Below are 25,423 nucleotides of genomic sequence, written 5' to 3' on the forward strand. Positions count from 1 at the left end.
CAGAACGCAAGGAGGTCCGGATGTGTCGAACGTCTCCGGCGCGAGGCGGCCCGGCCGTCGACCCGCTGCCGTACGTCGAAGATCTGCGTCGCGGGATCCCCGAGGAGCGGATCGACGCCATCCTATCACAGGTCGGCCGCGGCTCGGAACGTCGCCGTCGGCTCCCCCCCAATCGGTCGCCTGGCTGGTGATCGCCATGGCGTGGTTCGCAGCCGACTCGATCCCCAAGGCCTGGCACCGCCTCCACCCGACGCGCGACGAGCCCGAGCCCCAGGCCGCCGGATCGCTGCGAGAGGCGGTCGGGCACATCGTGAAGGTGACGCGGAGCTACTGGCCGGGGCTGTTAGCCTGCTATGACGCGGCCGCCCTGCCCCGGACGAACGACGACCTGGAGCAGTTCTTCGGTTCATACCGCTACCACGAGCGTCGGGCGAGCGGACGGAAGGCGGCCTCGCCGGGGACCGTGGTCCGAGGCTCGGTCAGGCTGCTCGCGTCGGCCGCGACTCGATTACGAGCGGTCGATGAGGCGAAACTCGCCCCATCGAACTCGGCGAGGTGGCGCCTGCTACGAGGCTCACTGGATCGTAGGCAGGCGACCCGGACGATGGGCCGCCGCTTCCGCCGCGATCCCGCGGCCTACCTCAAGCCGATTGAAGAGTCATGGATCAAGAAGATTCTGCCGCCCTAGTGTTTTTGACGCGACCCAACCTGCATGAGTCGAAACTAAGTGATAACATGAGTCGCCACGCCGGCGTGCAGCAAGTAGATCTCGCAAGGTGGCATGAACCCGAACCGGTGCCGGCAACGGTCTCTCCAACGGAGAGCAGATGGGTTACGAACAGAGCATAGAAAGTCAGATCAACCAATTAAGAGACGTGCTCCAGAGATACCACGGATTCGCCGTGGTGCGCGAGCTCCTCCAGAACGCCGATGACGCCGGGGCCACCCGCCTCGACATCGGATGGGTGCGGGACCTGGGCGGGGCGCAGCACGAGTTGCTCGGCGGAGGTCCCGCGGTCTTCATCCTCAACGACGGGGAATTCACCGCGAGCAACGCCCGATCGATCGCCCAGTTGGGGCTCAGCGACAAGGCCGGCGAGCACGGGCGGATCGGCAAATTCGGCCTCGGTTTGAAGAGCATCCACCACCTCGGCGAGGTTTATTTCTACCTCTCTTCGTCCACCTTCGAAGGGGAGAGGTACAAACCGAACGACGTGCAAAACCCCTGGACCGCCCGCAAGGAGCCGGTCGAGTCGTTCCGCCCCGAATGGGATGGGTTTGCGGAGTCGGACCAATCCCTGATCCGCGAGAAGCTCGAACCGGTTCTCGCCGCCGTCCGAGAGGATTCCGGCTCCCTAACCTCTTCGAGCCACTGGTTCTGCCTCTGGGTGCCGCTCAGGCGGAAGCGTCATGTCGGCGACGACCACAGTGCGATCATTCCCGAGTACCCCGGCGATGAGGCGAGTCCTCATCCCGCCATCTTCCCAGGCGACTTCGAGGTCGAAGTGGCGAGGCTGTTGCCCTTCCTGAAGCACATCGTCGAGGTCCGCTGCTGGGTCGAAACCCACGAAGGCATCCTGCAACCGATCTCCGGCCTTCGGATCGAACCTCACTCTCGTCGCGCGTCGATCGAGTCGTGCGGGGGCCCGGACCAGAAGCCGCTGACAGGCCGAGTGCGACTCGATCGGTTCCAGGATCCGAGGCCCCTGACCGTGTCCTTCACGGGCTTCGAGGCCCTGGTGGACGACCACCGGTTCGCGGAGATATCGGCGCGGGACGACTGGCCGCGTCCGCTCACGCTCCCCTCGTCCGAAGCCAGTCGCGGGCGATCGATCGCGAGGCCGGAGCCGGCCGTCGCTCATGCCGCCGCCTGCCTCGTCTCCACGCCATCGGAAGGCCCCTCGGGCCGCCTCGACATCGTCTGGGCCTCGTACCTCCCAGTCAAGCTTCCCGAGATCCCATCGCAAGTCTTGAGCAGCCCATACCATCTCACCCTCACGCTCCACGGACGCTTCTTCGTGGATGCAGGCCGGGGCGAGGTCGACTTCGGTGATGGGAAGGCCGCGGAGGAGCGAAGCCTGCGACAGCGATGGAACGACCTGCTCCGGGACGAGGGGACCCTCGACCTCGTCATCCCCGCCATGGAGTCGTTCGCGGATTCTCTCGCGCCGGAGGATCGCGCCGGAGTGATGCGAGACCTGACCTCGGCGATCCACGCCTCGACATTGTTCTCCGAGAATCGGCGGTCGATCTGCCGACGTCACCAGTGGGCCTACCGCCATGGCCCGTCCGGGGCGGCCTGGACGGACGTGGGCGTCGGATCGACAGCCTGCGAGATCCCGGAGCCCGCCGAGGACGAACCCTCGCTCGAAGCCGTCTTCCCATCCCTGGCCGGGCTTTGCGACGACGGTTTCTGCGCGATCTACGGCGGATGGCCGGACCTGATGCGAGAGGAGCGTCGGGCGGCCTGGCCCGAGCCGGCGCTGCTGCGCCTCCTGGAGCTGGACGCGGCCGCCGTCTTCGCCGATCCGAGACGCCTGTCCTTGTTCGTCCGCACGGTGGAGGTCGCCCGAGGCGGCAACTCCAGCCCGACGGTAGCCGCGCGGCTGCGGGAGATCGCCCGTCAGGGGATGTCCTCGTTGAAGCTCTCCGGAGTCATGCGGCAAAAAGACCTGATCCAGCGATACCTCGCCTTGATCCCCGCCGAGAGCAAGCTGAAGCTCGACCTCGGGTCCGCCCCCCTCGACTTGGTCGGTCCATTGGTGGAAGCACTCTGGGAGGAACGCTGTTCCGTGCTCGCCACGCCGATCGCGCACGGAGCGGGGTGCCCCACTCGTGAGGAGGAGGAGGGCCTTCTCGCCCGATTGCTCGCCGTGACGTCATCAGGGAGGGAGGGCGACTTCTTCGAATGGCGCGTGCAGATCGCCTGTCAGGTCGTAGGCTTGGCGCAGCCCGACTCGGGATCGCCTCGGGATGGACTCGCTGATATTCCGATCTTCCCGGTCCGGGCCGGCACCGACGGCGAGGCTTGCCTCGTCGGCCGCGGGGCACTGGCAGGTGCGCTCCGAGCCAAACGCTTGTTCGCCGACGTGGAAATGCTCGGTGGTCCGCTTCTGGGGGCTTTGCGGGACGGAACTGAGGAGCGTTTCATCATCGTCGCCCGCCGGATCGCCGACGCCGCTTTCGGTCGCGACGTGGTCCCCAGCTGCGATCCGCTCAGCTGCTTGAGGCTTCTCGAATCCGCGCCGCTCCTCGTTCAGGCCGAGGCGCGCAGGGGTGCCCTGCTCGGCGCACTCCTCGCGGCCCTCGGCAAGGGCGACGTCCGGTCAGAGAGACAGCCTCTACGATACTTGCTCCACGCGACGCCCGATCGCTGCTCGGAAGATGCTCCTCTCTACCACGAATCGGACGCCGGGTTGGCGCCGATCTGGGCGAGTCTGGCGTCTCGCGCATTGCAGCAATCGGGGGGAGGGTGGCGCGTGGTGCCTCGCGGACTGGCCGACCTGCTCAATACCGAGCAGAAGGTTTCGCTCGACGTCCGGCCTCTCGATCGCCCGGGCGTCGTCGACCTGCTCCGCTCCACCGAGCCGGCGGCACTCGACCTCGCCGACCTGGCCGAGGATGACCTGCGCGCCCTGATCGAAGAGTGCAAGGCGGCGGACTTCGAGGTCATCCGGGCCCTGCCGATCCACCTCACGAACGAAGGCCTGCGAGTGTCGATCGACGACAGGTGTCGCTGGCGGGCGGACTTCCCCATCGACGGCGACCTCGCCGACAATGTGATCGTCCTGGAGCCCGATCGCCGCCCGGCCGTCGCACTCAAGCAGCGGGAGATCCACCCCCATTCCCTCGACGCCAAGGGCATCATCGACCTGATCCTCAAGGCTCCGGACCCGCAGCGCCGCTGGAGGACGGTCCTCGACGCCCTGTCCGCGATCGGGGAGGTGCCGTCTCATCTTTCCAACTCCCTCAAGACGACCCGCTGGATCACGACCCGGGCAGGCCGGCCCGTCTCGCCTCACCAGGTCGTCAACTCGCGGTCCATGAACGACGTGATTCGCATGACGCTGGCCGATCTGAAGGTGGACGAACCGGAGGTGGTCTCCGCGCTGGAATTGCCGGAACCTTTCCTCACCAACAGAGTCGTGCATGGGCTCTATCCCAGCCTGGGCGACGCGCTCGAGCGGCTGGGCCGGGTCCTGGCCCACGATGAACGCTACCGGGTCGGACCCTTGGGACGCGACGAGGTATCGCTCGCCGAACTCCGCTCGGTATTCGCCGACGCCCCCGCCGGGGTCATGCCGTGTTTCCCGTTGCTGCGGGGGCAGACCGGGGTCGGGGCGATCCGCGAGAACCAGGACGCCACGATCGAGTCCAGGCTCGTCCCCGCCCTGTTGCAAGACGTTTCAGGTGCCCGCACGGAGGAGATCCTCGCCTACCTCGCGAAACGCCACGCCGAGGCCCCGCAGATGGAGCGGGGCATGTTTTTCTCGTGGTATAGGCGCTATCTTGACGCCGCCTGCAAGGCGGACCAGATTGAGGCAATCCTCGCCGACATTCCGCTCCTCAGCCAGGCGGAGGGCTGGGAACGTGCCTCCACGTTGACCACCGCCGCCGTCGGCGTCGACCCCTCTTGTCTCCTCCACCCGGACCTGGCACGAATCCTCGCGGAGCACGCCCACAGACCAGGCGATCCCGACGCCGTGTCATTGGCACCGGACGGGGCGACGGCGTGGTCCGGCGGGCCGGGCTCGCTTGACGAGGATGTGCAACGCGGGGCCGTCGCCCTGGGCTCCTATGCCGAGGAGTGGGCGAGTCTTCCCTCGGTCCCTCGTGAGCTCATCGGCGGCCTGATGGCCCTCCTCGGCGATGCGCCTGCGCTGACCGACCTGGCGCGTAATTTCCTGGGGAGCTTCCAGGCCGAGGCCCTCCGCGAGAATCTGGCCTGGGACGGCTCGCAACCGTTCGTGATTCGAGGAACTCGCTGCGGAGGTGCGGGCATCAGCATCACCCAGGCGATGAGGCTGCGTCGCACCATCGTCGAACTGGCCGATGGGGATAGGATCAGGGTGTCCAACTTGCTCGGGCGACCGATCGAGGTGGATGTTCGGCAGACATTCGACGACCTGCTGCTCCCTCATGATTACCTCGGGAACCATGACGGCCTGCGGTACTTCCGGATTCGGATCCGCCGTGTGAACCCGGCTCGGCTTCTGGAGGGACTCGACCCCGTGTCCGTACTCCGCGAGACCGCGCGTCGGTTGCTCGAGGTCGTCGACCGTCAGACGATCTCGAATTTCCACGAGGTCTGGGGCAAACTGGCACAGGGGGAGCAGCTCGACCTCGCGATGGCGCAGCTCGGCCTCCAGGAGGACCTCCCCACCGTCCTCCAGAATCTCGGCCTCAGAAATCGTGAGCCGATCGCGACCGTACTCCGCGACTGGCACGAGGCGAAGCGCGAGCTCGCGCAGCTTGAGTCGACCGAGGAGAAGCGCCGCGCCAAGGCCGAGGATCGCAAGCGGATCGCCCGCGACAAGCTCCGGCGGCTGCTCGAAACCGACGTGGAGGCGCAAGGCCACTGCCTCAACGCCGTCCGCGAGAAAATCAAGACGAGTCAGTACACGCTCGACTCGATCCCCTTCGAGTTGTTCCAGAACGCCGACGACTCCGTCGCCGAGCTTCGCGTGTTGCTGGGCGACGTCCGGCCACCGGACGACTCGTCGCTCCGGTTCGTCGTCGATACCAACGGCCGGGCCCTCTGGTTCGCCTCCTGGGGCCGCGCGATCAACCGCCACCAGGCGGCGGGTTTCCATGATCCGGTCCGCGGATTCGACCAGGACCTGGAGAAGATGCTCGCGCTCGGCTGGTCCGATAAGGGGCAACTCGGACACGGCGACGATCAGACGACCGGGAAATTCGGACTCGGCTTCAAGAGCGTCCTCCTGGCGACGGACCGACCGCGAGTCCTCAGCGACCGGCTGGCGTTCGAGGTCGTCGGCGGCCTTTTCCCGAGGGCCCTCGGCGAGAGTCGCGGGGCGCTGCAGGAGCGTATCAGGGAGCTCGGGCCGGCGCGGCAGGATGGCACGATCGTCGAGCTGTCCATGGACGGCGTCGAAGTCGGCGAGGTTCTCGAACGCTTCCGCAAATCCGCCCCTCTGCTTGCCGTCTTCGGGCGCGAGATCCGCTCGTGCATCATTCGATCCGAGGAAGGTCGGACCGAGGCTTACCGGTGGGAGCCGGTGCCCATTGATGGCACGCCGGGGGCGGAGGTCGGCGAGCTGCCGGGCCTCGTGCCTGGTCGGCTCCTGGTGCTCCGCGGCAGATCGTCGGCGACCGCGCTGGCGATCGGCCGGGAAGGGGTTGAGGGCATGCCTCATGATTGGCCCACGATCTGGGTGACCGCGCCGACTCGGCAGGCGGAGAGGCTCGGTTTCGCCGTGAACGCACCGTTCGACCTCGACGTGGGCCGCTCGCAGCTCGCCTACTCGTCGAGTCGCAATGAAGAGATCGCCGCCGCCGCGGGTCGGGAGGTCGGTGATGTGCTCGTCGCCCTCCACCGACAAGGGAAAGACGGCTGGGAGGGATTCGCTCGGGCACTGGGCCTGAACGAGGGTGCCTCGCCGCTGTCGTTCTGGGTGACCGTCTGGGAGCGGCTGGGCAAGCCCCTCGCAGGCCACCACGACCCGCACGGGCCGCTGCTCCGGGGGATGTTCTGGGGAGCGGCGGATCGCGGGATGCGTCGGCTCGTTTCGGAGTGCGACGCCCTCCCCAACGGCCTCTGGGGGGACGACCGGGACCTCACCGGCCTAGGCCGCCTCCGCGCTCGGGTCTCGGGACTGCTCGATTCCGAGGATGTGTATAATGGGGTTGCGTGTTGGCCTCGCTTTCGCGATGCCCACCCACGCGGATCCCTCGTCTCAGGGCGAGTCTATGATGACCTCAAGGCGCTGGCGTCCGGCATGCCCCCCGACTGCGTCAAAGTCACGCTGGGCGCGGCCATCGTCGGAGAATTGGGCCCGGATCAGAGAGCGGATGCCGGTATCGCGGCCCGCATGGGGGCCCTGATCTCGCCGGAATTCCTCGGTGCCCTGTCGACCAGGGGGGCGGTGGCGACGCAAGAGATCGACGCCTTGAAGAAAGTACTGGCCGACGTCCGGTTCCAGACCCGTGACAGGGACTGGCACCACGCGGCAGACCTGGTGATGCCCGGAGATGATGACGAGGGCCTCCGCGCCGCCTTCGCCCCCCCCCGATCCGTCCTTTCGGACGGCTATGTCGGCGAAGCGGCGGGTTTTTTCCGCGCCTGCCGAGGGCAACTGCGTGCCGATGCCAGGATCCTCAAGGGGTGGGCGATGCAGCCCCTCGACGAAGGCACGCGCAGGGCCGTGCTAACGTACTTGATTCGCGGGCAGCTCGCCCAGGCGCTCTCGGATCAGCTCATCGGTCAGCTCGCAGGTGGCTGGCTCGCCCGGCTCGACACGGCCACTATCATGGGCCAAGGTTTCGACCATAACCAGGCCGCGGTAATCCTCGGGCGGCTCGGAATCACGCCCAGGCCGACGGCGGTGCCGACCGGCGCCAACGACCGAGATAAGCGCCCCGCCCCGAGGGCCGCTCTGGCATCGATCCACGACTGGTGGGGCAGCACTCGCGCAGAATGGGTCTCGCGCTACGAGCGGCAGTGGTATCCGGCGGGCTCTATCCCAAAGCTCTCAGGTGAGATCAATCGACGCTCGCCCGTCGAGGACCGTGGGGGGTGGATGATCATGTTGATGCTCGGGGCGATGCATACGATGGGCCGCACTCGGGCGGAGGCCCACCGAGACTTCCTCGTCCTGTGTAAGGACAAAGGCTGGCTCGACGTCTTCTCGCGGCCAACTGACGATCTCGGCCAGTGGATGGAGGTCCTCAAGGAGTACCTCGATCAGAAGGTCGGGGACAGCCCTTACCTGCACTGGATGGGCAGGTTCGTCAGCATCTTCCAGCTCGCGCACTGGCTCCACGATTATGTCGAGACTTTCCTCGCGATCGACCGGGTGCGGGAGGAGTTTGAACTCGACGCGATCACCGCGTCCAGGACCTCTCCCATCTTCCAGGGGGGCGGCCTGGGCCCTCCGCCCGTCTCCCGCACCCTGGGGATCGGCGCCTGCTTCGTGGTTCGCGAGCTGGTCCGGGCGAAGATCATCACCAACCCCCTCGCCCACCGCCATTGCTACGTCCCCTCGGCCCGCGTCCGCCGCCTCGTGTCGCTGCTGGGCTGCCCCGGACTGGATGGCGATTTCACCTCGACCGCCGAGAGGGTGAGGGTATCGGGCATGATATATGAATACCTCGTGCACACCCTGCGAGGCGAGGAACGGGCCCTGTTCCAAGGGGATTTCGACTTGCCCCTCATAGCTCTGACCGAGCCGGCCAATCGGGGAGTGCTCGCGGACCTGCTTGGTTCGAGCCAGGCCGATGAACTGGATGAGGCCGAGGACGAACTCCAGGAGGTCTTCTGATGGAGGCATCCCAGGGCTTATCCCCCGCGGACCAGGTGAGGAGCGGTCGATTCGGGGTCGGCCGGGTCGAATACGACAAGGGGCCGACCACGATCGTCCGGTTCGATCACGGGCTCGAGGAGTGCGCCAAGGACGACCTCGAAGTCATCGTCACGCCGCTCCAGGCGGTGGAGAGGGGCCGATGGGAGGCTCCGCTCGAGGTCATCGCCCGCATCCAGGCCGAGTCGATACGCTCCGTGAATGACGCCTGGGGCGTCTTCTCCCGGTCGAAGATCGACCTCCTGCCGCACCAGCTCTGGGTCTGCCGACGCGTCCTGGAGAGGTGGCCGGCGCGCTGGCTCGTCGCGGACGACGTCGGCCTCGGCAAGACGATCGAGGCCGGGCTGATCCTCTGGCCTTTACTGGCCCGCGGCCAGGTCCGCCGCCTCCTCGTGCTCTGCCCGGCCTCCCTCGTCGAGCAATGGCAGTCGCGGATGCGCACGATGTTCGACATCCGCCTCGCCCCTTACCTCGCCGAGGCGGACACCGCCCGGCTCGCCTACTTCACGACGCATGACCAGGTCGTCGCCTCGCTCGAGACCATCCGGACTTTCGCCCCGGAGGAGCATAAGACCGCCTCCCGCGAGGACCGGAGCCAGCGGTTCTTCTCCTGCGAACCGTGGGACCTCGTGATCGTGGACGAAGCCCACAGGCTCAACGCCGAGGAGCGAGCCAAACCGACCCTGGGGCACACGCTGATAGATCGCATGGACGGGGCCGGGCTCATTCGATCCCTCGTCTTCTTCACCGGCACCCCACACCGGGGAAAGGAGTACGGATTCCTCTCGCTCCTCAAGCTGCTCAGGTCCGACCTCTTCGACCCCGAGCAGCCGATGGAGGGGCAGATCTCGCATTTGAGAGAGGTGATGATCCGCAACAACAAGCAGAACGTGACCGACCTGGCCGGGAACCGGCTCTTCCAGCCGACCGCGGTCAAGAACGAGACGTACGCTTACTCGCCCGCCGAGCAGACGTTCTACGAGATGCTCACGGACTTCATCGTAACCGGGAAGGCTTACGCCGGAACCCTCAAGGGGTTCGAGGGGACGGCGGTCGGCCTGGTTCTGGTGGCGATGCAGAAACTCGCCTCGAGTTCCGTCGCCGCCATCCGCCGGGCGCTGCGGGGCCGTCTCGAGCGCATCGGCGAAGCCCGCCGGGAAGTCGACCGGTTCAGGCATCGCCTCGAACGCTACCGCGAGACGGAAAGCGGGGGGGACCTCGACGCGATGGCCGATCTCGAGGAGAAGATCGCCGCCGAATCCGCCAGCCTGAGCCTGATGGGGGGGGAGGAGCACCGACTCAGGGAGCTGATCGCAGCGGCGGAGAGGGTCGAACGGGAGACGAGGATCGAGCGGATCGTCGACCTGGTGAGGACTGACTTCCCGGGCCGCTCCGTGCTGTTCTTCACCGAATACAAGGCGACCCAGTCGCTCCTCATGTCGGCCCTGTTTCGGGAATTCGGCGACGGGTGCGCCACCTTCATCAACGGCGACGGCCAGGCCGATGGGATGGTCGATTGCGCGGGCCGCGTCGTCCCCATCCGGGAGTCTCGCGACCGGGCCGCCGATCGATTCAACGGGGGGGCGGTCCGCTTCCTCGTGTCGACCGAGGCTGCCGGGGAGGGTATCGACCTCCAGGAGACATGCCATACCCTGGTCCACGTGGACCTCCCCTGGAATCCCATGCGGATGCATCAGCGCGTCGGTCGCCTCAACCGGATCGGGCAGCGGAAACCGGTCGAGGTCGTCATCATCCGCAACCCCGACACCGTCGAGGGGCGGATCTGGGACAAGCTCAATGCGAAGATCGAGAGCATCATGCGAGCGCTGGGGGGGGCGATGGAGCAGCCCGAGGACTTGATGGAGCTCGTCCTGGGGATGGCCTCCCCGAGTCTTTTCGCCGAACTCTATTCGGAAGCCGGGTCGGTCCGCCCGGAATCGCTCTCGGATTGGTTCGACCAAAAGACGGCGAGGTTCGGCGGCCGGGACGCGATCGCTACGGTCCGCGACCTCGTCGGCAACTCCGCCAGGTTCGATTTCAAGGAAGTGGCCGACCAGCTGCCGCGGGTGGACCTGCCGGCCCTCCGGCCCTTCCTGCTGAACATGCTCGCGCTCAACCACCGCAAGGTCCGGGAAGACGAGGAAGGGTTGTCGTTCAAGACTCCAGATGCGTGGATGGACGCGCCGGCGGTGAGGAGAAACTACGAGGGCCTGCTCTTCGATCGGAAGCACAGGGCGCCGGACGCCGTGAACCGGGTGCTCGGCGTCGGCCATCCGGCCATCGACCGGCCCCTGCATCAGGCGTCCGGCTGGACGAAGGCCGCCACGCTCCTCCCCGCCTCGGAACTCTCCGCGCCGATCGCCGTGTTTCGCGTGACGGATCGCATCACCGGATCCGGCGGCCAGGTGCGTTCCGTCGTCGTCGGCGTCGAAACACCCGCCCATGCGGCACCCGCTTCGGTCCTCAGCGACTGGCGGCTTCTGCTGAAGCTCAACGACCTGGTCGCATCCAGAATTTCTAGGGGGCAGTTATCAACCCTGAATCCTCCATCATCGGAGACCATCCGAGAGGCCCTCCGGGGGGCCGAATCCTCCCTCGCGAGAGAGCTCCCGCGGCTGGACCTCCCGTTCCGGTTCCCCACGCTCGATCTCCTCGCCGTCCTCTGGCCCGGGGAAGTCGCTCCCCGATCATGACCACGGTAGATTCCTGTCCTCGACACCGTCTTGGCCAACTCCATCTTGGAACCGCGGGAGAGGCCTGGTTTATTCCAACCCCAGAGGTCCGAATCTCAATCAGATACCGGGTAGCGGCCTGATCGCCCGGGTTTCCGTAGTGTCGCGGAATGGAGGCCCCGTGGCGGATGCCTCTGGCCGGGTTAAGCATTTGATTACCGCCCGGAGCGCACTTCGAAGGTTGAGGCGACGTTCTCGGACGTCCTGGCTGTGCTCCGTAGGACTTGCTGGGGCGGGCTGGATATTCGGACATCCGCCCGCGACCTGAGACATGTAAGATCCCCAAGGCGCAGCTCGACCGCCTTATCGACGCCATCTGCAACGCTCATTTAACCGTACAAAGTCGAGCCAAGTAGAACAGACATTAAGCCTTGGCCGTTTTCCAGCATGTGGCTGCATGCGTGGCGTCAGCAGGTGAAGAAGCGCCAAGAAAGCGCCGTCCCAGCCCTTCCGTTTCAAAATGGAAGAAGTCCTTCGGCAGGGTGCCCGAAGCTATCCCATCGAAGCGAGGCCGCAGGGGTTTTCCGACGACCAGTCGACCCGCTAATGCCCAAGAGGTCGAGTTGGATCAGCTCGTCTGGATCGGAACGCAGTTGAAGGACGCCGAGGCGGTCATCGCCGCCTGCGAGCGACTGAACCTCGACGGCCCGGTCGCGTCACGCCCGACCCGTCAGTAGGAGAGGAATTCAATGCCCGCCGACATCTTGCACATCACGTCCGAGGAAAATTGGGAGCAAGCCGTCGTCGAGGACGTATACCGGGGCGACACCCTGGCGACCGAAGGCTTCATCCACTGCTGCACGCCCGAGCAAATCGCCGGGGTCCGCGACAGGTACTTCCGCGGGCGGATGAATTTGGTCGTCCTGCGGATCGACCGCGAGAAGCTCGAGCCGCCCCTGGAGTGAGAAGGTCCGCCGGACTCCGAGGAACTGTTCCCCCACCTGTACGGCCCGCTGAATCTTGATGCAGTGGTCGAGGTCGTGCCGCTCGAAGATCTGCCCGATGCGCTCCGTTTTCGCGAAGCGGAGTCGGGGGAGACCGCGACCGAGCGGAGGGTTCTCCGGGCCGTCGGCTACTGGAGGTCGCACCGCGCCGACGCGCCCCGGCTGCCGGACCCCGCATCCCTGGTCCAGCCCTGTTGGCACTCCGAGTCGCTCGACGAGATCGTCGCTTACCTGAAGTCGGGGCGGCGTTTCATCGCGTGGTTCGGGGAATCCTACTGCCGCTTCGGGTGCTGGGATGGCGTCCTCGAGCTGGACGACGGCCCCGACGAGGAGGCGGCCTGGAAGGAGGCCCTGGACCGATACGGCGAGCCGGCGGACATGGGCTCCTGCGACCTCTACGACGGCGAGTGGGTCTGGCCCGAGGGCCTGGCCCACTACGTCGAGCGGCACGCGGTCCGGTTGCCCGAGGAGTTCGTGGAGGACATGCGGTCCCGTTCCTGGACGGTTCCGGAGTTGCCGGAGGAGCCCGATGTCGAGGCCGAAGGCGAAGATGAGGGCGAAGACGAGGACGAGGTGCCGCAGGGCGTCTACTACGTCGAGGACTACTCGTTCTGGATCTCGTGGGCCGAGCGGGAGGCCGGCAGGTCGTCATGACGACGTGGACGCCGGAGGAGATCGGTCGTCAGGGGCGTCTTACCCTCTTGATGCCGCCCTGCGTGAACAGCAGGCTTGTCCTCACCGAGCGGGCGATCACCTGCGCCGCCGCCGACCCCGATCACCGCCGCCATAACCAACGCCACCGCCGACACGGGGCCCACAAGCCTTTGAGATCGTTGACCGACGTACTCGTAGTCGTGCAGGGCGTCGATGGCCGCCTGGGCGGGGCCTGGAGCCCGGGTTCCTTGAGCGATACCATAAGGCTCCCCCCTCGGCGCCCGTTGCTGGTTGGGGCGAGGACGGAAGTGCGCCGAGAGGTACGTCCGGCGTCCGAACGTCGGGACCGGTGCGATGATCGGCCTCCGCTCGGGGATCGATGAGGACGCAAGGGCCGGGAAATCGCCGCCATGCGAGATCGAGCGCCATAACGGACGGACCCCATGACTACGTTCGTAGACGACGACCCCGGCTACCTGGAGTGGGCGGCCGCCCACCCCGACGGCTACGTGGTCAACTGCGGTCGGACGCCGGGCCCCGATTATTTGAAGCTGCACAGGGCCTCGTGCAACTTCATCCGCTCCTCCAAGCGATCAAACTGGACGACGGGCGACTACATCAAAGTCTGTTCGGTGGACCTCGGCGACCTGCGACGATGGGCCTCGGGCGAGGTCGGCGGAGATCTCCAGCCGTGCCAGAGCTGCTCGCCGGCGCCCGTCAAGGGAAACCTCCCGATCAAAAAGGGCGTGCGAGGAGGGACCGGCACCGGTGGCGGTCCGAGCCGCTTGGGAACGACGAAGAACGTCGTCGAGTTCCTGGCCGCCCTGATGGCCGTGATCGGGGGAATCGTGGCGTTCATCCAGTGGCTCAAGTGACCTCGCGGGTCCGCGAGCGCCTCGGACCTCGGCGGATGGTGGTCCAGGTGGTCCATGCGCCTGCACTGCTCCCGGCCGAGTCGAGCCCCACGGGTTCAACGACGGCCGCCTGAGCGACGAGACCCAAGCCTGGACGATTCCTACCATCAGCTGCGGGACCTCAAGAACATGCTCGACGACCGGATCAGGTCCCGAATCCTCGACGACCACAAGAAGCTGACCGCCGACGGCAAGCTCCTGTCGAGGTCGCAGTTGGATGCCAGCTACCGGACGTTCCGCAGCCGGTTCGGGCCGGACGTGCTGGCGGGGCTCGACGGCGAAGAGCTCCTGGAAACGATGCACGCCCACGGCAACCGGGACAGCCTCGTCTACTGGCTGGAGTTCAAGAACGACGACGAGTTCCCGGCCCGCTTCGGGAGCATCTCCGGGGGCAGCGCCTTCAAATTCGGCGTCTTCCGAGGCAAGGAGTCCGGCAACTGGGTGTCGGGCTCGCCGCAGAATGTGAGGCAATTGACAGTCCAGGAGGCGGTCGAGATCGCCCGCAAGCACCGGGACGAGTTGATCCGGGGGACCGCGCGGCTCGGCATGGTTCCCGACCTCGCCGACGACGCCGAGTATCGGGGTCTCCAGGTAGACCTCGGGCGGATCGCCCCGTCGGTCGGCGACCTGGCCTGGGGCCACAAATACTTCTCCCTGATGCACCCCGAGAAGCTCGACGACTACCACAACGCCGACTACCAGCGGTTCCACCTCGTCAAGCTGCTCCAGGTCCCGCCCGAGGGCGAGGGCCGCTACCTCTGCGCCGGTCGCTTCGTGGCCGCCGCCGACGAACTCGGCCTCCCGATCAACCATCTGACGACGACCCTCAACCACCGCGACGGGGAGCCGCACGCCTACTGGCGGGTCGACACGTCCGACGGGACGCAGCCGAGGGGCCGCTGGCCGCTCATGCGGGACGGGGCCTGCGTGGCGATCGGCTGGCCCGACCTGGGCGACCTGTCCGATTTCGAGAAGGACGCCGCCAACAAGCAGAGGCTGGTCGAACTAATCGGCGAGCGACATCCCGGCACTCCCCAGCAGGTCGGGAGGGCGGCCGCGCAGGTCCTCAACTTCGCCAAGGGGATCGCCGAGGGCGACGTCGTCCTCGCCTGCGACGGCCAGGCCGTCCTCGGCGTCGGTCGCGTCGTCGGGGCGTACGTCCACGAGCCCGCCTCCGACTTCCCCCACCGCCGGGCCGTCGAGTGGCTCTCGCTGGACGAGTGGAGGATGCCCGAGCCCGAGGGGCTCCAAACGACCGTCCACCGGCTCAGGAAGGCCCCGGCCAACCTCGTCGAGGCGGAGCGACGTTCGCTCGGCGGTCAGATCGTCCACGGGTCGCCGGGTCCGGGGCCGTCCAAGACGGGCGGCGGGGCCGCGCCCCGCCTCGTAGGCGTGGCGGGTCGCATCCAGGCCGTGCTCGAACGCAAGGGCCAGGCGATCCTCTACGGGCCTCCGGGCACCGGGAAGACGTACTGGGCCGAGCGGACGGCGCTCGACCTCGCCTCGTACCCGCTAGCCGGCAAGCCCTTCGACGGGCTGTCGGAGGGCGAGAAGGCCGAGGTGACGGGCGGACCTTCTGGACTTGGGTCGGTCCGCATGGTCAGCTTCCACCCGGCTTACGGGTACGAGGACTTCATCGAGGGCTACCGCCCCGAATTGCACGAAGGGCGGATGACCTTCGCCCTCCGGGACGGCGTCTTCAAGGAGTTGTGCCGGGACGCCGAGAAACGGCCCGATCGCCCCTTCGTCCTGATCATCGACGAGATCAACCGGGGCGACGTCACCCGCATCTTCGGCGAACTGCTGACGGTCGTCGAGAAGGACAAGCGGGGCAAGTCGGTCGTCCTGCCGCTGAGCCGAGCGGCCTTCCGGGTACCCCCGAACGTCCTGCTCATCGGGACGATGAACACGGCGGACCGCTCGATCGCCCTGCTCGACGCCGCCCTGCGGCGTCGGTTCGGGTTCGTCGAGTTGATGCCGGACGCTTCGCTGCTCGAGGGCGTCGCCGTCGCCGACGTCCCGCTGGGTCCCTGGCTGGAGGCGCTCAACCGCCGGATCTGCGAGCACGTCGGGCGGGACGCCCGCAACCTCCAGGTCGGCCACTCGTTCCTCATGGAGGCGGGCAGGCCGGTCCGGGACGCCGCCCGGTTCTTCCGGGTCGTCCGCGACGAGATCATCCCGCTCCTGGAGGAGTATTGCTACGAGGATTTCGACGCCCTGCACGCCATCCTCGGCGGCGGCCTGGTCGATCTTCCGAACCGGGCGATCCGCCACGAACTGTTCGAGGGGCCGACGGGGCCGGAACTGGGCCAGGCGCTCCTGGCCCCGTGCCCCGAGGTGTTGACCTCGCTCAAGGCCGTGACGAGCCTCGACGAGGCCGAGGCCGACGAGGACGAGCCCGATGCGGGGTCGCCGTCGTGACGGGCCTCGCCGTCCGGCTCGCCGAGTGGCAGACCATCTCGCCGGTCCCTGGAAGCCCGACGGCGGGCCTCGTCCTGGGCGACGACCCGGCGGTGCGGGACCTGGCCCGTCGGCTCTCCGACTCCCGGATGCTGGTGGTCCAAGAGCTCCGCACGGGCCTGTCCGTCGCTTCGACCTCGTTCGTCGGGCGGGTCCGGCTCGGCGGGGTCGAGATCACGGTCGTCCCCAAGCTGCGGTCCGAGACCCTGCTGAGCCTGCTCCGCTTCGCCTACGGCCTACGGCACCTGCACCTGCTGCCCTCGACCTCCCACGCCACGCAAGACGTCGGGTTCCAGGACGTCCTGGTGTGGCAGCTGGTCGAAGAGGCCCGGGAACTCCTTGCGAGGGGTCTGAGGCGGGCGTACGTGCGGCGGGAGGAACTCCTGGCCTCGCCCCGAGGCCGGATCGACTTCCAGGCGATGGCGGGTCGGGGGCCCCTCGCGGCGGCGACCCTCCCGTGCGTGCACCACCGCCGGGACCCGGACCGCCTGATCAATCGGGTGCTCCTGGCGGGCCTGCGGCTGGCCGCCTCGGTGGCCGCCGACCGGGGGCTGAGGGTCCGGGCGAGGCGGCTCGCCGACCTCCTGGGGGAGGGCATCTCGCCGACCCGGCTCGACCGGGAGGTCTTCCGGCGACTGGCGGGCGAGATGGACCGGACGACCAGGCCGTACGAGCCCGCCGTCTCGCTCGTCCGCATCCTCCACGAGGGCGGCGGGCCGTCCCTGGGCGAGGAGCCGGCCGGGCCGAGCCTGCCCGGCTTCCTGTTCGACATGAACCGGTTCTTCCAGGCGTTGCTCGGCCGGTTCCTGGCCGACAACCTGCCCGAGCACTCCGTCCGTTCGGAGCACCGGCTCTCCGGCATGTTCGCCTACCTGCCGGGATGGAACCCCCGCCGCAGCAAGGCGCCGACGCCCCGCCCGGACTTCGTGATCTCGCAAGGGCCGGAGACGGTGGCGATCCTGGATGCGAAATACCGGGACCTCTGGGAGAACCCGCTGCCCAGGGACATGCTCTACCAGCTTGCGATCTATGCGCTGAGCCACGAGGGCGGGACGGCCACGATCCTGTACCCGACCACGCACGCCCAGGCTAGGGAGGCACGGATCGAGGTGCGGAACCCGATCCATGGGGGGAGGCGGGGTTCGGTCATTGTGAGGCCCGTCGATCTGGAGACTCTGGAACGGCTGATCTCGGCCCGAACGACCACGGCCACAGTCCGGGAGCGACGACACTATGCCTCTCTGCTCGCCTTGGGCGCCGGATGAAGCCGCGAGCATCCCTTGCGTCGTGAGAGCGATGCACGGCAGAGAAGCTCTTGTTCAGCCGGTCCAACTACCCGGGGCAGGTCATTAGGACTGGATCAAGCCTCGGGCAGCCCCAGCCTCAACCGATAGCGGTTGAATCGCTCCAGCCTCGTCGGCTCCCACGTCTCCCGCCGCCGCGCCCACGAGTCCGGCTTCTTCTCGGGCAGATGGAGCACATGACTGTTCCAGGCTATACCATCCAAAATTTTCTCTATGTCCGTGGGAAGACGAGTCCATCCATGCTGAATCAGCTTGGCGTTGTAGGTCGGGAAGAGGAACATGAACTCCGTGTCGAAGGACGCGACGTTGTACAGCCTGGTCAGTTCATCCGTCAGCTCGAAGAGTTCGCTGAATTTCAGCGGCTCGACCGGTTCGTCTATCGAATGGGCGATTCGCTTGTCTCGCTGGTCCTTCGCCTTCTTGAAAAGCTCCTTAATCCTCGAATCGAACTTCGCGTTCCTCAGCAGGGCCTGATAATCCTCCCGATACTCGTCCCTGACTGAGGTCCCCATGAAGTTCTTGAACCTCGGAAGCGTCCTGACATCCGATCCGGAATCGGTCGCCAGCTTTGCGATCTGGAGGATGGCCACCTGTGAAAAGTTGTCTACGACATAATCTAGGAAAAAATCGTCGCCGTGGACGATGAAGATTTCACCCGGGAATTCGATGATGCACTTCAGGAAATATATGTTTTGATGAAGAATCGTCATTCTGCCGTAGAAATATTCAATCTCATCGCGGTAGCGTTTGTGGAACTCCGCCTTGAGAACGTCCTCAGCCTTCATCCTATCGAAGCGGGTCGCCATGTTCGGTGGCTCCGTTGCTGAAAGCATCAATTCGCCGCCCCAGGGAAGTGGACCCCGATGTCGAAACAATTTCGCCTCGGTCCGATGTTCGGCCGCCGCCGACAGCCGCTTGGCGGCCCCGCTGATGTCGTAGACCAACGTCATGTAGGTATGCCCGCGTTGCCAGGCGACCTCGTCGATCCCCAGGGCCGTCACCCCGCTCAGGTCACGGTGGGCCAGGCTCCACTCGACGTCGTGCTCGACGGCCCGACATATGCTGTCCCAGGAGGTCCGGAAGATCGATCCCACCTCGCTCCAACTCAGACGTTTGGCCCAACTCGCCAGGAACCAGCGAAAGGTCGTCGTCAGCTGATTCTTGCCATCACCCCAGGGGACGAGTTCGACCGTCACCCCACACCGCTTGCACTCGACGCGACGCATCCAGTAGGCCAGGAACACGAGGATCCCCCACAAGGGGACGAACTCGAATCGTCGTTCCACCAGGCGATCATAGGGGCGGCCCTGATTCAGGCACCCGGAGCAATATGGGCGACTGTTCTTGCGAGCGACCATCCGGACCACCAAGGCCGGCCCGCCATCGTGTTTCGCGAGTCAGGCCTCGCCGTAGGTGAAAAACTTGAACGTCTCCACGCGATTGAGGATCGTCTGGATACGCATCCTGGGGCATTCGCTCCCGGCCGGCGCGGAGGTCGCCCTTGCCGGGCTCGAGGGCGGATGGTGGGTCGTCGCGGCGGCGGCCAGCTGATCGGCCGGCGGGGTCAGGTGCCGGGACGGAACGGTTCCGGCCAACTGACCGGCCGCCCCTCGCGGACGTCCTCGAGCAGCGAGACCAGCCGGTCGAACCCGCCGTCGGGCATCTCGTCGAGGCCGGCGAACCCCATCCCATCTCGACCGCGAGAAGGCGGCACGATCGGAGCAAGGCCGTAGGCGACTCGGACCTCCTCGATCGTCAGCGAGAGCAACCTGATGACCCTGTGGGCTCGGTATCCTTCAACCTCGTTGACGGTAGGCTCTCGAACGCTCACGCCATGGTCGAGATGGGCCAGGTACTTGTTTCGGAGCGGTCGGATGGCTTCCAGATCGAACTTGCACGCCCCGATCGCGTTCCTGATCGACCGGGCCAATCCAAGCCTCCAGTCCTCGTTGACCAGGTCCGCCAACCGTTCGAAGGTGCAATTCTCTCGAGCCCCCTTGCCCTTCCCGGTCTCGGCGGGATCGATGATCCGGCAGATCGTCATGACCATCGCATGGGACGGGGTCCGCTGGACAAGCCCCATGCCGTACGGGACCAGCTCGTTCCAGAGTTCGCTCGGTTTGCGGCCGTGGAACAGCTGGATCGAGACTGCGTAGAGCCTCGAGGCGTACATGACCTGATCGTGGATGACCAGGCAGGTGGCGATCGTCTCTTCCCCCGACAGATGCGGCCAGGGTTCGCCATGTCCGTCGATCTTGTCGTGTTGGTCCACCACAGTCTCCCCTGCAGCCTCACCCCAGCCTCCGGTCCCCCGCCCGCACCCGCACCGGCTCGGCCCTCTCGTCCTCGACCAGGTAGGTCGGGATCCCCGCCTGGATCGCCCGCCGCGCGCAGTCCCGAGTCCCCTTGCTGCGGGCCAGGTCGCGGTGGAAGGCGATGCACATGGCCGCGCCCGCGGCGACCATCTCGGCGTTCCGGATCGCCCCGGCGTTGGCGACGTACTGGCGGCCGTTCCGGTCCTGCTTCAACAAGGCCCCGGGCGCGTCCAGTTCCTCCCAGCGGGCCGGGTGGACCTCCTGCTCGATCCCCAGCTCGCCGCAGGCCTCGGCGAACGAACGGTCGATCCCGGAGGCCCCGCCGTGGACGATCCTGAACCCCGCCCCATGCCGGACGATGAGCCGGCCGAAGACCGACTCGGCCGTCTCGGGGTCGTACCAGGCCCGGTCTCCGGTGATGAGGATGCGCATGGAGGGGATTGTAGCGGGGCGGTCGACGGGTGGCCAGGTATTGGGAGCTGACCCCCGACCTGGTCGGCGACCGCTCGTCGCCGGGCGTCGATCGCGCTCCTAATAGGAGGTCGCGTTTAGTGACCGTCCCGACTTCGCGGGATCAGACGGCCTGGGCGACGGCCGCGACCCGGGCCCTGCGGTCGACGAGGTCGGCCGCCTCCCGATAGGCCCTCGACAGCTCCGCCTGGTTTAACCCCGGCTGCCTAGCCGCTCGGCCAACGTCGCGTGACGACCTTACGCTACCACGGCCCCGCGGTTCGAAGAAGCCGGGCCCGGATCAGTACAGGATTAGCACCTTGCCCTGGACGCCGTCGATGATCAGGGTGAGCTTCCCGATCAGCTCCCGCCCGATCAGCATGTCGACGGGCGATGCGGGCTGGATCCCGATCAGGTCCAGCTCCAGCCACTCGCCCTTACCCGTCAGCCCGTCGAGGCGGATCCTGGCCGGGAAGGTCGGGGCCGAAATGGCCTGCCCTTCCCCCACCGGTCGGATGATCGCGGCGTCTCCCTCCGACAGCCCGATCCTCCGGGCGAGCGCGGGGACGATGATCGACGAGGATGCCCCCGTGTCGATCATCGCCGTGACGTCCCTCGACTCGCCCAGGCCGCGACGCTCCCTCGCGGCCGTCGTGCGGAGGCCCACCTGCAGCAACGGGCCTAGCGGCTGCAACGTCGTTTCGATGCGTCCCATCAGCGAGCGGCCCCGCCGAGGAACACGAGGGGCTGATGCCGGGCGATCCGCTTGATGAGGACGGGGACGTCGCCGAAGCGACGCAGGCCCTCCTCCTCGGCATCCCCCCGTTCGGGGAAGACCCCGCAGATCTCGGACTTGCGGATGAGGACGTAGTCGCCCTCGTTCTCGAGGAGCCGGTCGAGGTTGGCGGCGTAGACCGCGAGCTCCTCCGACAGGGCCCCGGCATAGCCCGCGGGGACGCCCCGGGACCAGTCGTAAGATTGCGAGCGGTCCGGGGTAGCCGGCACCGGGCTCATCTCCTCCCCCGCGTCACGCCCGGGAACCTCCGCCTGCCTCCCCCCGCTCGGGACCCTCAGGAGGGCGAACCCGAGCGATCTGCCCTCGGTGACGGTCACCAGCCTGACCGGCCTCCCCTCAATCGTCTCGGCGACCCCCGACTTGACCAGTTTGTGCGTCGCCCCCTCGGACGTCCTGGCGATCGTCCAGAGCCTTCCGCCGGGCAGCTTGATCAGTTTGTGCGTCGCCCCCTCGGACGTCTCGATCGCGGTGTAATTCAACACGCGCATCAACTTGGCGAGCGAAGGAGGGTATCGCCTATATCCCCGCTTGCGCGCCGCCCCTGGCCGGCCGGCGGCTGGCCCCAGGCCGCTCTTCCCGTGATTCGCCATGGTCGCACCCCCTCTCGGCGGATCGTACTTCCTATCCTAGGCCTCTCAAACGACTTTCGCCAGTAGAATTGGGCAGAAAGGCTGCGTCCGACACTGGGATTTATGTCGCGTTCGCGCCCCGGGACGCCCGTCAGGCCGCCTGGGCGTCGGACTGTCCCTCGACCTCTCGCGCCAGCTCGGCGACCACCTTGCGGGCGGACGCCAGCATCTCCGCGGGGTCGACCCCGGAGGCCCGCGAGGCTTCCCAGCGGTAGCCGTCGTACTTGAAGATGCGGGATGTCGAGGACTTCCTCCCCCTCGGCTTCTTCGGCCTGGCCCCCACCTGCTTCACCACGTCCTCCCGGGTGAAGCCCTGCTCCACGGCCGCGGTCGCGAGCCGGACCTGCTCGCGGGGGTCTACCAGCCGGGCGATCTCCTGGGCGGTGGTGGCGGGCAGCTCGCCGCGATCGACCCTCTCGCGGACAACCGCCGGCAGCTCGAGCAGGGACAAGGTTCGGGAGACCTGCCCCTCCGACATCGCCAGCTCCGAGGCCAGCCGCTTGGCCGTCCAGCCCTGCCCCTGCATAAGCGACCGGAAGGCGGCCGCCTTCTCGACCGGCTTGAGCTCCTCTCGGAGGCGGCTCGCGAGCAGCGCCTCGACGGCGTCCGGGATCGGTAGGTCTCGCATGCCGAAGTCTCCGATTGAAGGGAGCGACGATATTCTATTCGGCGAGGGGGGGGCGATCACCCTGCGTCGAACAGGGTGGTCCGGTGATCTCGAAGCACGCGTGGAATTCCACGCCTCGCCCCGCGGAGGGCCTGATTTACACGCGCGGAATGTTTCACCCTGCTTGCCCTTGCACATCCTGCCGCCAGGCTGTAAACCTAGGTTTCGAAAAGCTTTCGGGATGGGATGGGCGGCCGGGGGGGTAGCTTCCCAAGCTGGACGTCAGGGGTTCGAATCCCCTCGCCCGCTCTTTGATCGAATCCTTTCACGTCGCCTACGTTCACGATCCCGCCTGACCTCATCAGGCTGAGATCTTGAGAGTGGTGCCAACTCGTAGATGGCGCAAAACCGCGAGCCGGCCGTCCCGGACGATGAGGGATTCTCCCCGGGTCCAAGCCCAGGGACGGTCCGAGCCGGCGACGGCCGGGTCCTTCCCGTGCCGGCGGGCTGGGTCCTTGTCGCGCCGGGGGACGCCGGGCTGACGCGCCGCGTGAAGGCCGCCGGGGATCACTGGGTCGTCCGGGAGAAGGTTGGTCGCCGGTCGTTCTCCCGAGGCGTCTGGGCCGCCGCCGAGATCGTCGAGCGGATTCGGGCAGAACTGATGGCCGAAAGGTCCACCGAGGCCTACGCCGCTAAGAAGCAAGCCGCGGCGGCTCGACGGCAGATCGGACAGGCCGCTTACGTCGAGGATTTCCACAAGGCTGTCACGGCTTTCCTCGCCTTCCATCCGAATCACTGCGAGCTGGCCGATCGCGTCGCCCTGGCCGTGACTCGTCATGCCACGCCGGTGGGGAGCGGGACGGTCGCCAGGACCAAACGCATCCCGATCGAGCGACGGGCCGAGGCCGCGGTCATCGCCTGGATGCGGCACCAGACCACGGGCTACGACGGCATGACGATCCCGCGGATCAAGGGCAAGCGACGCGAGGTCCGCCGCATGCTCGCCCGACGATCCCAGGAACTCCTGGAGATCTATCGGCGCGGCGAGCCGGTCGACGGCGGCTGCCTCCTTCGCAAGGCCGTGGGCGCCGAAGGGAACGAGACGACCTCGGTGAGCTGACGGCGCAGTCCGAGTCCCGTGCCCCCGACGCATCGACGGCGGCTTCAGGCCTCGCGATCCAGGCCCCGTAAGGATATCCTTCAGGCCTGGAGACGGAGGATTCGGGGGACGGGGGATTCGAGCGCGATGGCGACCAAGCCGACCAGGATGCAACAGCAGGCGAGCGAGCAGCTCGCCCAGGCCCTCGTGCTGGTCACCGAGGCCGCGCGTCTCGACGGTGGCGATCGGCTCGGTCGCGACGAACTGCGAGAGATCGCCGAGCGCCTCGCCCGGATCTCCCGGGCGTTCGGCCTCGATGAGGTCGTCGGGAAGGCCGTGGATCGCCGTGCCCGCTCGCTCGAGATGCCGTCGAGTGCGGCCGAGCTGCTCACGCTCCTGGACTCCGATGTCAGCCCGCTGGAGACGCTCTTGCTGACCGACGACGAGTTCAAGGGGCTCGTCGAACGGATGCTCGAGGAGCTGGGCGACCTGTAAGGCCGTGAGAACCCTCAGGCGAGGATCTCGCGGATCACGTGGCCGTGGACGTCGGTGAGGCGGCGGTCGATGCCGTCGTGGCGGACGGTCAGGCGCTCGTGATCGATGCCGAGCAGGTGCAGGATCGTGGCGTGAAGGTCGTAGCCGGTGGTCGCGCCGGCGGCCGCCTTCCAGGACCAGGGATCGCTCTCGCCGTGCGCGACGCCCCCCTTGACTCCTGCGCCGGCGAGCCAGGTCACGGACGTCCCGCCGTTGTGGTCGCGGCCGGTGGCCCCCTGGGTGAAGGGCATGCGGCCGAATTCGGTCGAGCAGACGATCAGCGTGTCGTCCAGGAGGCCCCGTGCTTTGAGGTCGACCAGCAGGGCCGCGGTCGGCCGGTCGATGCTCCGAGCGATCGGCGGGAGTTCGTTGGGGATGTCCGTGTGGTTGTCCCAGTTGTCCTTCGGCCCCCCCGCCCCGCTCCAGACCTGGACGAAGCGGACGCCACGTTCCAGGAGCCTGCGGGCGAGCAGGCAGCGGCGGCCGAAGTCGGCGGTCGCCGGCTCGTCGAGGCCGTAGAGTCGTCGCGTCGCGTCGGTCTCGCCCGCCAGCTCGAGCGCCTCGGGGGCGCTCAACTGCATCCGGGCGGCCAGCTCGTATGCGGCGATCCGGGATTCGAGGCGTGAGTCTCCCGGATTCGCCTCGGCGTGCCGGCGGTTCATCGCGGCGAGCCGGAGCAGGCCTTCGCGCTCGGCCTCGGCCGACGGCCATCGGGCCGAACCGGGGGGGAAGAGGTCGGGGATCGGCTCGGGCGCCGCGGCGTTGATCGTGGTGCCCTGGTGGGCCATCGGAAGGAACCCCGCCGAGAAGTTCCCCTTGGCGTTGTAGGGGAGCCCCTTGGGATCGGGCAGGACGACGAAGGTCGGCAGGTCGTCGCCCAGGGCCCCGAGGCCGTAGGAGACCCAGGCGCCCAGGCAAGGGAAGCCCGGGGCGAGGAACCCCGTGTTCATCAAGTAGCTGGCCGGGCCGTGGACGTTCGTCCGCGAGGTCACCGCCATGAGGAAGGCCATGTCGTCGACCCGCGTCGCCAGGTGCGGGAAGACCTCGCTCACCCAGCGGCCCGACTCGCCGTGCCGTCGGAAGGCGAACGGGGACTTCATCAGCCGCCCCGGCGTGCTGGTGACCCCTTCCACATGCTCGCCCGGGTCGAAGGGCTCGCCGTGGAGCCGGTCCAGCTCGGGCTTGCGGTCGAAGGTGTCCATCTGGCTCATGCCGCCGTTGAGGAAGATCTGCAAGACGCGCCGGGCCTTCGCCCGATGGTGGAGCCCGCCGTCGAGGTCCATCCGGGGGCGATCCGGCCCCGACGCATCGGCCCGCCCGATCAGGTCCGCGAGGGCGAGCCCGCCGAACCCGCCCCCGAGCCTCCAGAGCCAGTCGCGTCGCGAGATCCGCCCTTGCATGAATCGTCCCCCTTCGTCACGGCCAATGGTTCCTGGTCGATCCGT

General features: G+C 67.3%; 17 protein-coding genes. 10 read left to right on the plus strand and 7 right to left on the minus strand.

Annotation, left to right across the window (positions count from 1 at the left end):
• Positions 1-196 precede the first annotated feature (196 nt).
• From G6O68_RS26910 to G6O68_RS26940, 8 genes are all read left to right on the plus strand, one after another.
• On the plus strand, positions 197-688 hold the full coding sequence (locus G6O68_RS26910) for a hypothetical protein (RefSeq protein ID WP_165251990.1): 492 nt from the start codon (positions 197-199) through the stop codon (positions 686-688).
• Positions 689-827: 139 nt separating this feature from the next.
• Positions 828-8,501 carry a sacsin N-terminal ATP-binding-like domain-containing protein gene (locus tag G6O68_RS26915; protein WP_165251991.1) on the plus strand — a complete coding sequence of 2,558 codons (7,674 nt, stop codon included), beginning with the start codon at positions 828-830 and terminating at the stop codon, positions 8,499-8,501.
• A complete protein-coding gene (locus tag G6O68_RS26920) occupies positions 8,501-11,233 on the plus strand; it encodes a DEAD/DEAH box helicase (RefSeq protein WP_165251992.1) in 2,733 nt (910 codons plus the stop codon). Before G6O68_RS26915 ends, G6O68_RS26920 begins: the two co-directional genes overlap by 1 nt.
• A 728-nt stretch (positions 11,234-11,961) precedes the next feature.
• Positions 11,962-12,177 carry a DUF952 domain-containing protein gene (locus G6O68_RS33035; RefSeq protein ID WP_240911525.1) on the plus strand — a complete coding sequence of 72 codons (216 nt, stop codon included), beginning with the start codon at positions 11,962-11,964 and terminating at the stop codon, positions 12,175-12,177.
• A gap of 75 nt (positions 12,178-12,252) precedes the next feature.
• The gene (locus G6O68_RS32495; RefSeq protein ID WP_240911526.1) at positions 12,253-12,870 is read left to right on the plus strand and encodes a hypothetical protein; all 618 of its coding nucleotides are present in this window, start codon (positions 12,253-12,255) and stop codon (positions 12,868-12,870) included.
• Between the two features lie 443 nt (positions 12,871-13,313).
• Positions 13,314-13,745 (plus strand): hypothetical protein, encoded by a 432-nt coding sequence (locus G6O68_RS26930; protein ID WP_165251993.1) that lies wholly within the window; start codon positions 13,314-13,316, stop codon positions 13,743-13,745.
• 168 nt (positions 13,746-13,913) lie between these two features.
• Positions 13,914-16,205, plus strand: a complete 2,292-nt coding sequence (locus G6O68_RS26935; protein WP_165251994.1) for an AAA family ATPase — start codon at positions 13,914-13,916, stop codon at positions 16,203-16,205.
• Positions 16,202-17,509, plus strand: coding sequence for an McrC family protein (locus tag G6O68_RS26940; protein ID WP_165251995.1), 1,308 nt, complete (start codon positions 16,202-16,204; stop codon positions 17,507-17,509). Before G6O68_RS26935 ends, G6O68_RS26940 begins: the two co-directional genes overlap by 4 nt.
• Positions 17,510-17,604: 95 nt before the next feature.
• On the opposite strand, the gene G6O68_RS26945 is transcribed toward G6O68_RS26940, so the two are convergent.
• From G6O68_RS26945 to G6O68_RS26970, 6 genes are all read right to left on the minus strand, one after another.
• Positions 17,605-18,834 (minus strand): transposase, encoded by a 1,230-nt coding sequence (locus G6O68_RS26945; protein WP_165251997.1) that lies wholly within the window; start codon positions 18,832-18,834, stop codon positions 17,605-17,607.
• 278 nt (positions 18,835-19,112) lie between these two features.
• On the minus strand, positions 19,113-19,820 hold the full coding sequence (locus tag G6O68_RS26950) for an AbiU2 domain-containing protein (protein WP_165251999.1): 708 nt from the start codon (positions 19,818-19,820) through the stop codon (positions 19,113-19,115).
• A gap of 19 nt (positions 19,821-19,839) precedes the next feature.
• A complete protein-coding gene (locus G6O68_RS26955) occupies positions 19,840-20,295 on the minus strand; it encodes an SLOG family protein (protein WP_165252000.1) in 456 nt (151 codons plus the stop codon).
• Between the two features lie 319 nt (positions 20,296-20,614).
• Positions 20,615-21,028, minus strand: a complete 414-nt coding sequence (locus G6O68_RS26960) for a retroviral-like aspartic protease family protein (RefSeq protein WP_165252001.1) — start codon at positions 21,026-21,028, stop codon at positions 20,615-20,617.
• Positions 21,028-21,699: a hypothetical protein gene (locus tag G6O68_RS26965; RefSeq protein ID WP_165252002.1), complete on the minus strand. Its 672-nt coding sequence runs from the start codon at positions 21,697-21,699 to the stop codon at positions 21,028-21,030. Before G6O68_RS26965 ends, G6O68_RS26960 begins: the two co-directional genes overlap by 1 nt.
• Positions 21,700-21,829: 130 nt before the next feature.
• Positions 21,830-22,366, minus strand: coding sequence for a ParB/RepB/Spo0J family partition protein (locus G6O68_RS26970; RefSeq protein WP_165252003.1), 537 nt, complete (start codon positions 22,364-22,366; stop codon positions 21,830-21,832).
• Positions 22,367-22,742: 376 nt separating this feature from the next.
• Here G6O68_RS26970 and G6O68_RS26975 point away from each other — a divergent pair, with 376 nt between their 5' ends.
• Positions 22,743-23,465 carry a DUF2293 domain-containing protein gene (locus tag G6O68_RS26975; protein WP_165252004.1) on the plus strand — a complete coding sequence of 241 codons (723 nt, stop codon included), beginning with the start codon at positions 22,743-22,745 and terminating at the stop codon, positions 23,463-23,465.
• 126 nt (positions 23,466-23,591) lie between these two features.
• Positions 23,592-23,939, plus strand: coding sequence for a hypothetical protein (locus G6O68_RS26980; RefSeq protein WP_165252005.1), 348 nt, complete (start codon positions 23,592-23,594; stop codon positions 23,937-23,939).
• 14 nt (positions 23,940-23,953) lie between these two features.
• Here G6O68_RS26980 and G6O68_RS26985 read toward each other — a convergent pair whose 3' ends face one another.
• Entirely contained in the window at positions 23,954-25,378 is a 1,425-nt protein-coding gene (locus G6O68_RS26985) for a DUF1501 domain-containing protein (RefSeq protein WP_165252007.1), read from the minus strand.
• Positions 25,379-25,423 lie beyond the last annotated feature (45 nt).

This window comes from Paludisphaera soli (assembly GCF_011064595.1).
GTDB classification, from domain to species: Bacteria; Planctomycetota; Planctomycetia; order Isosphaerales; family Isosphaeraceae; genus Paludisphaera; species Paludisphaera soli.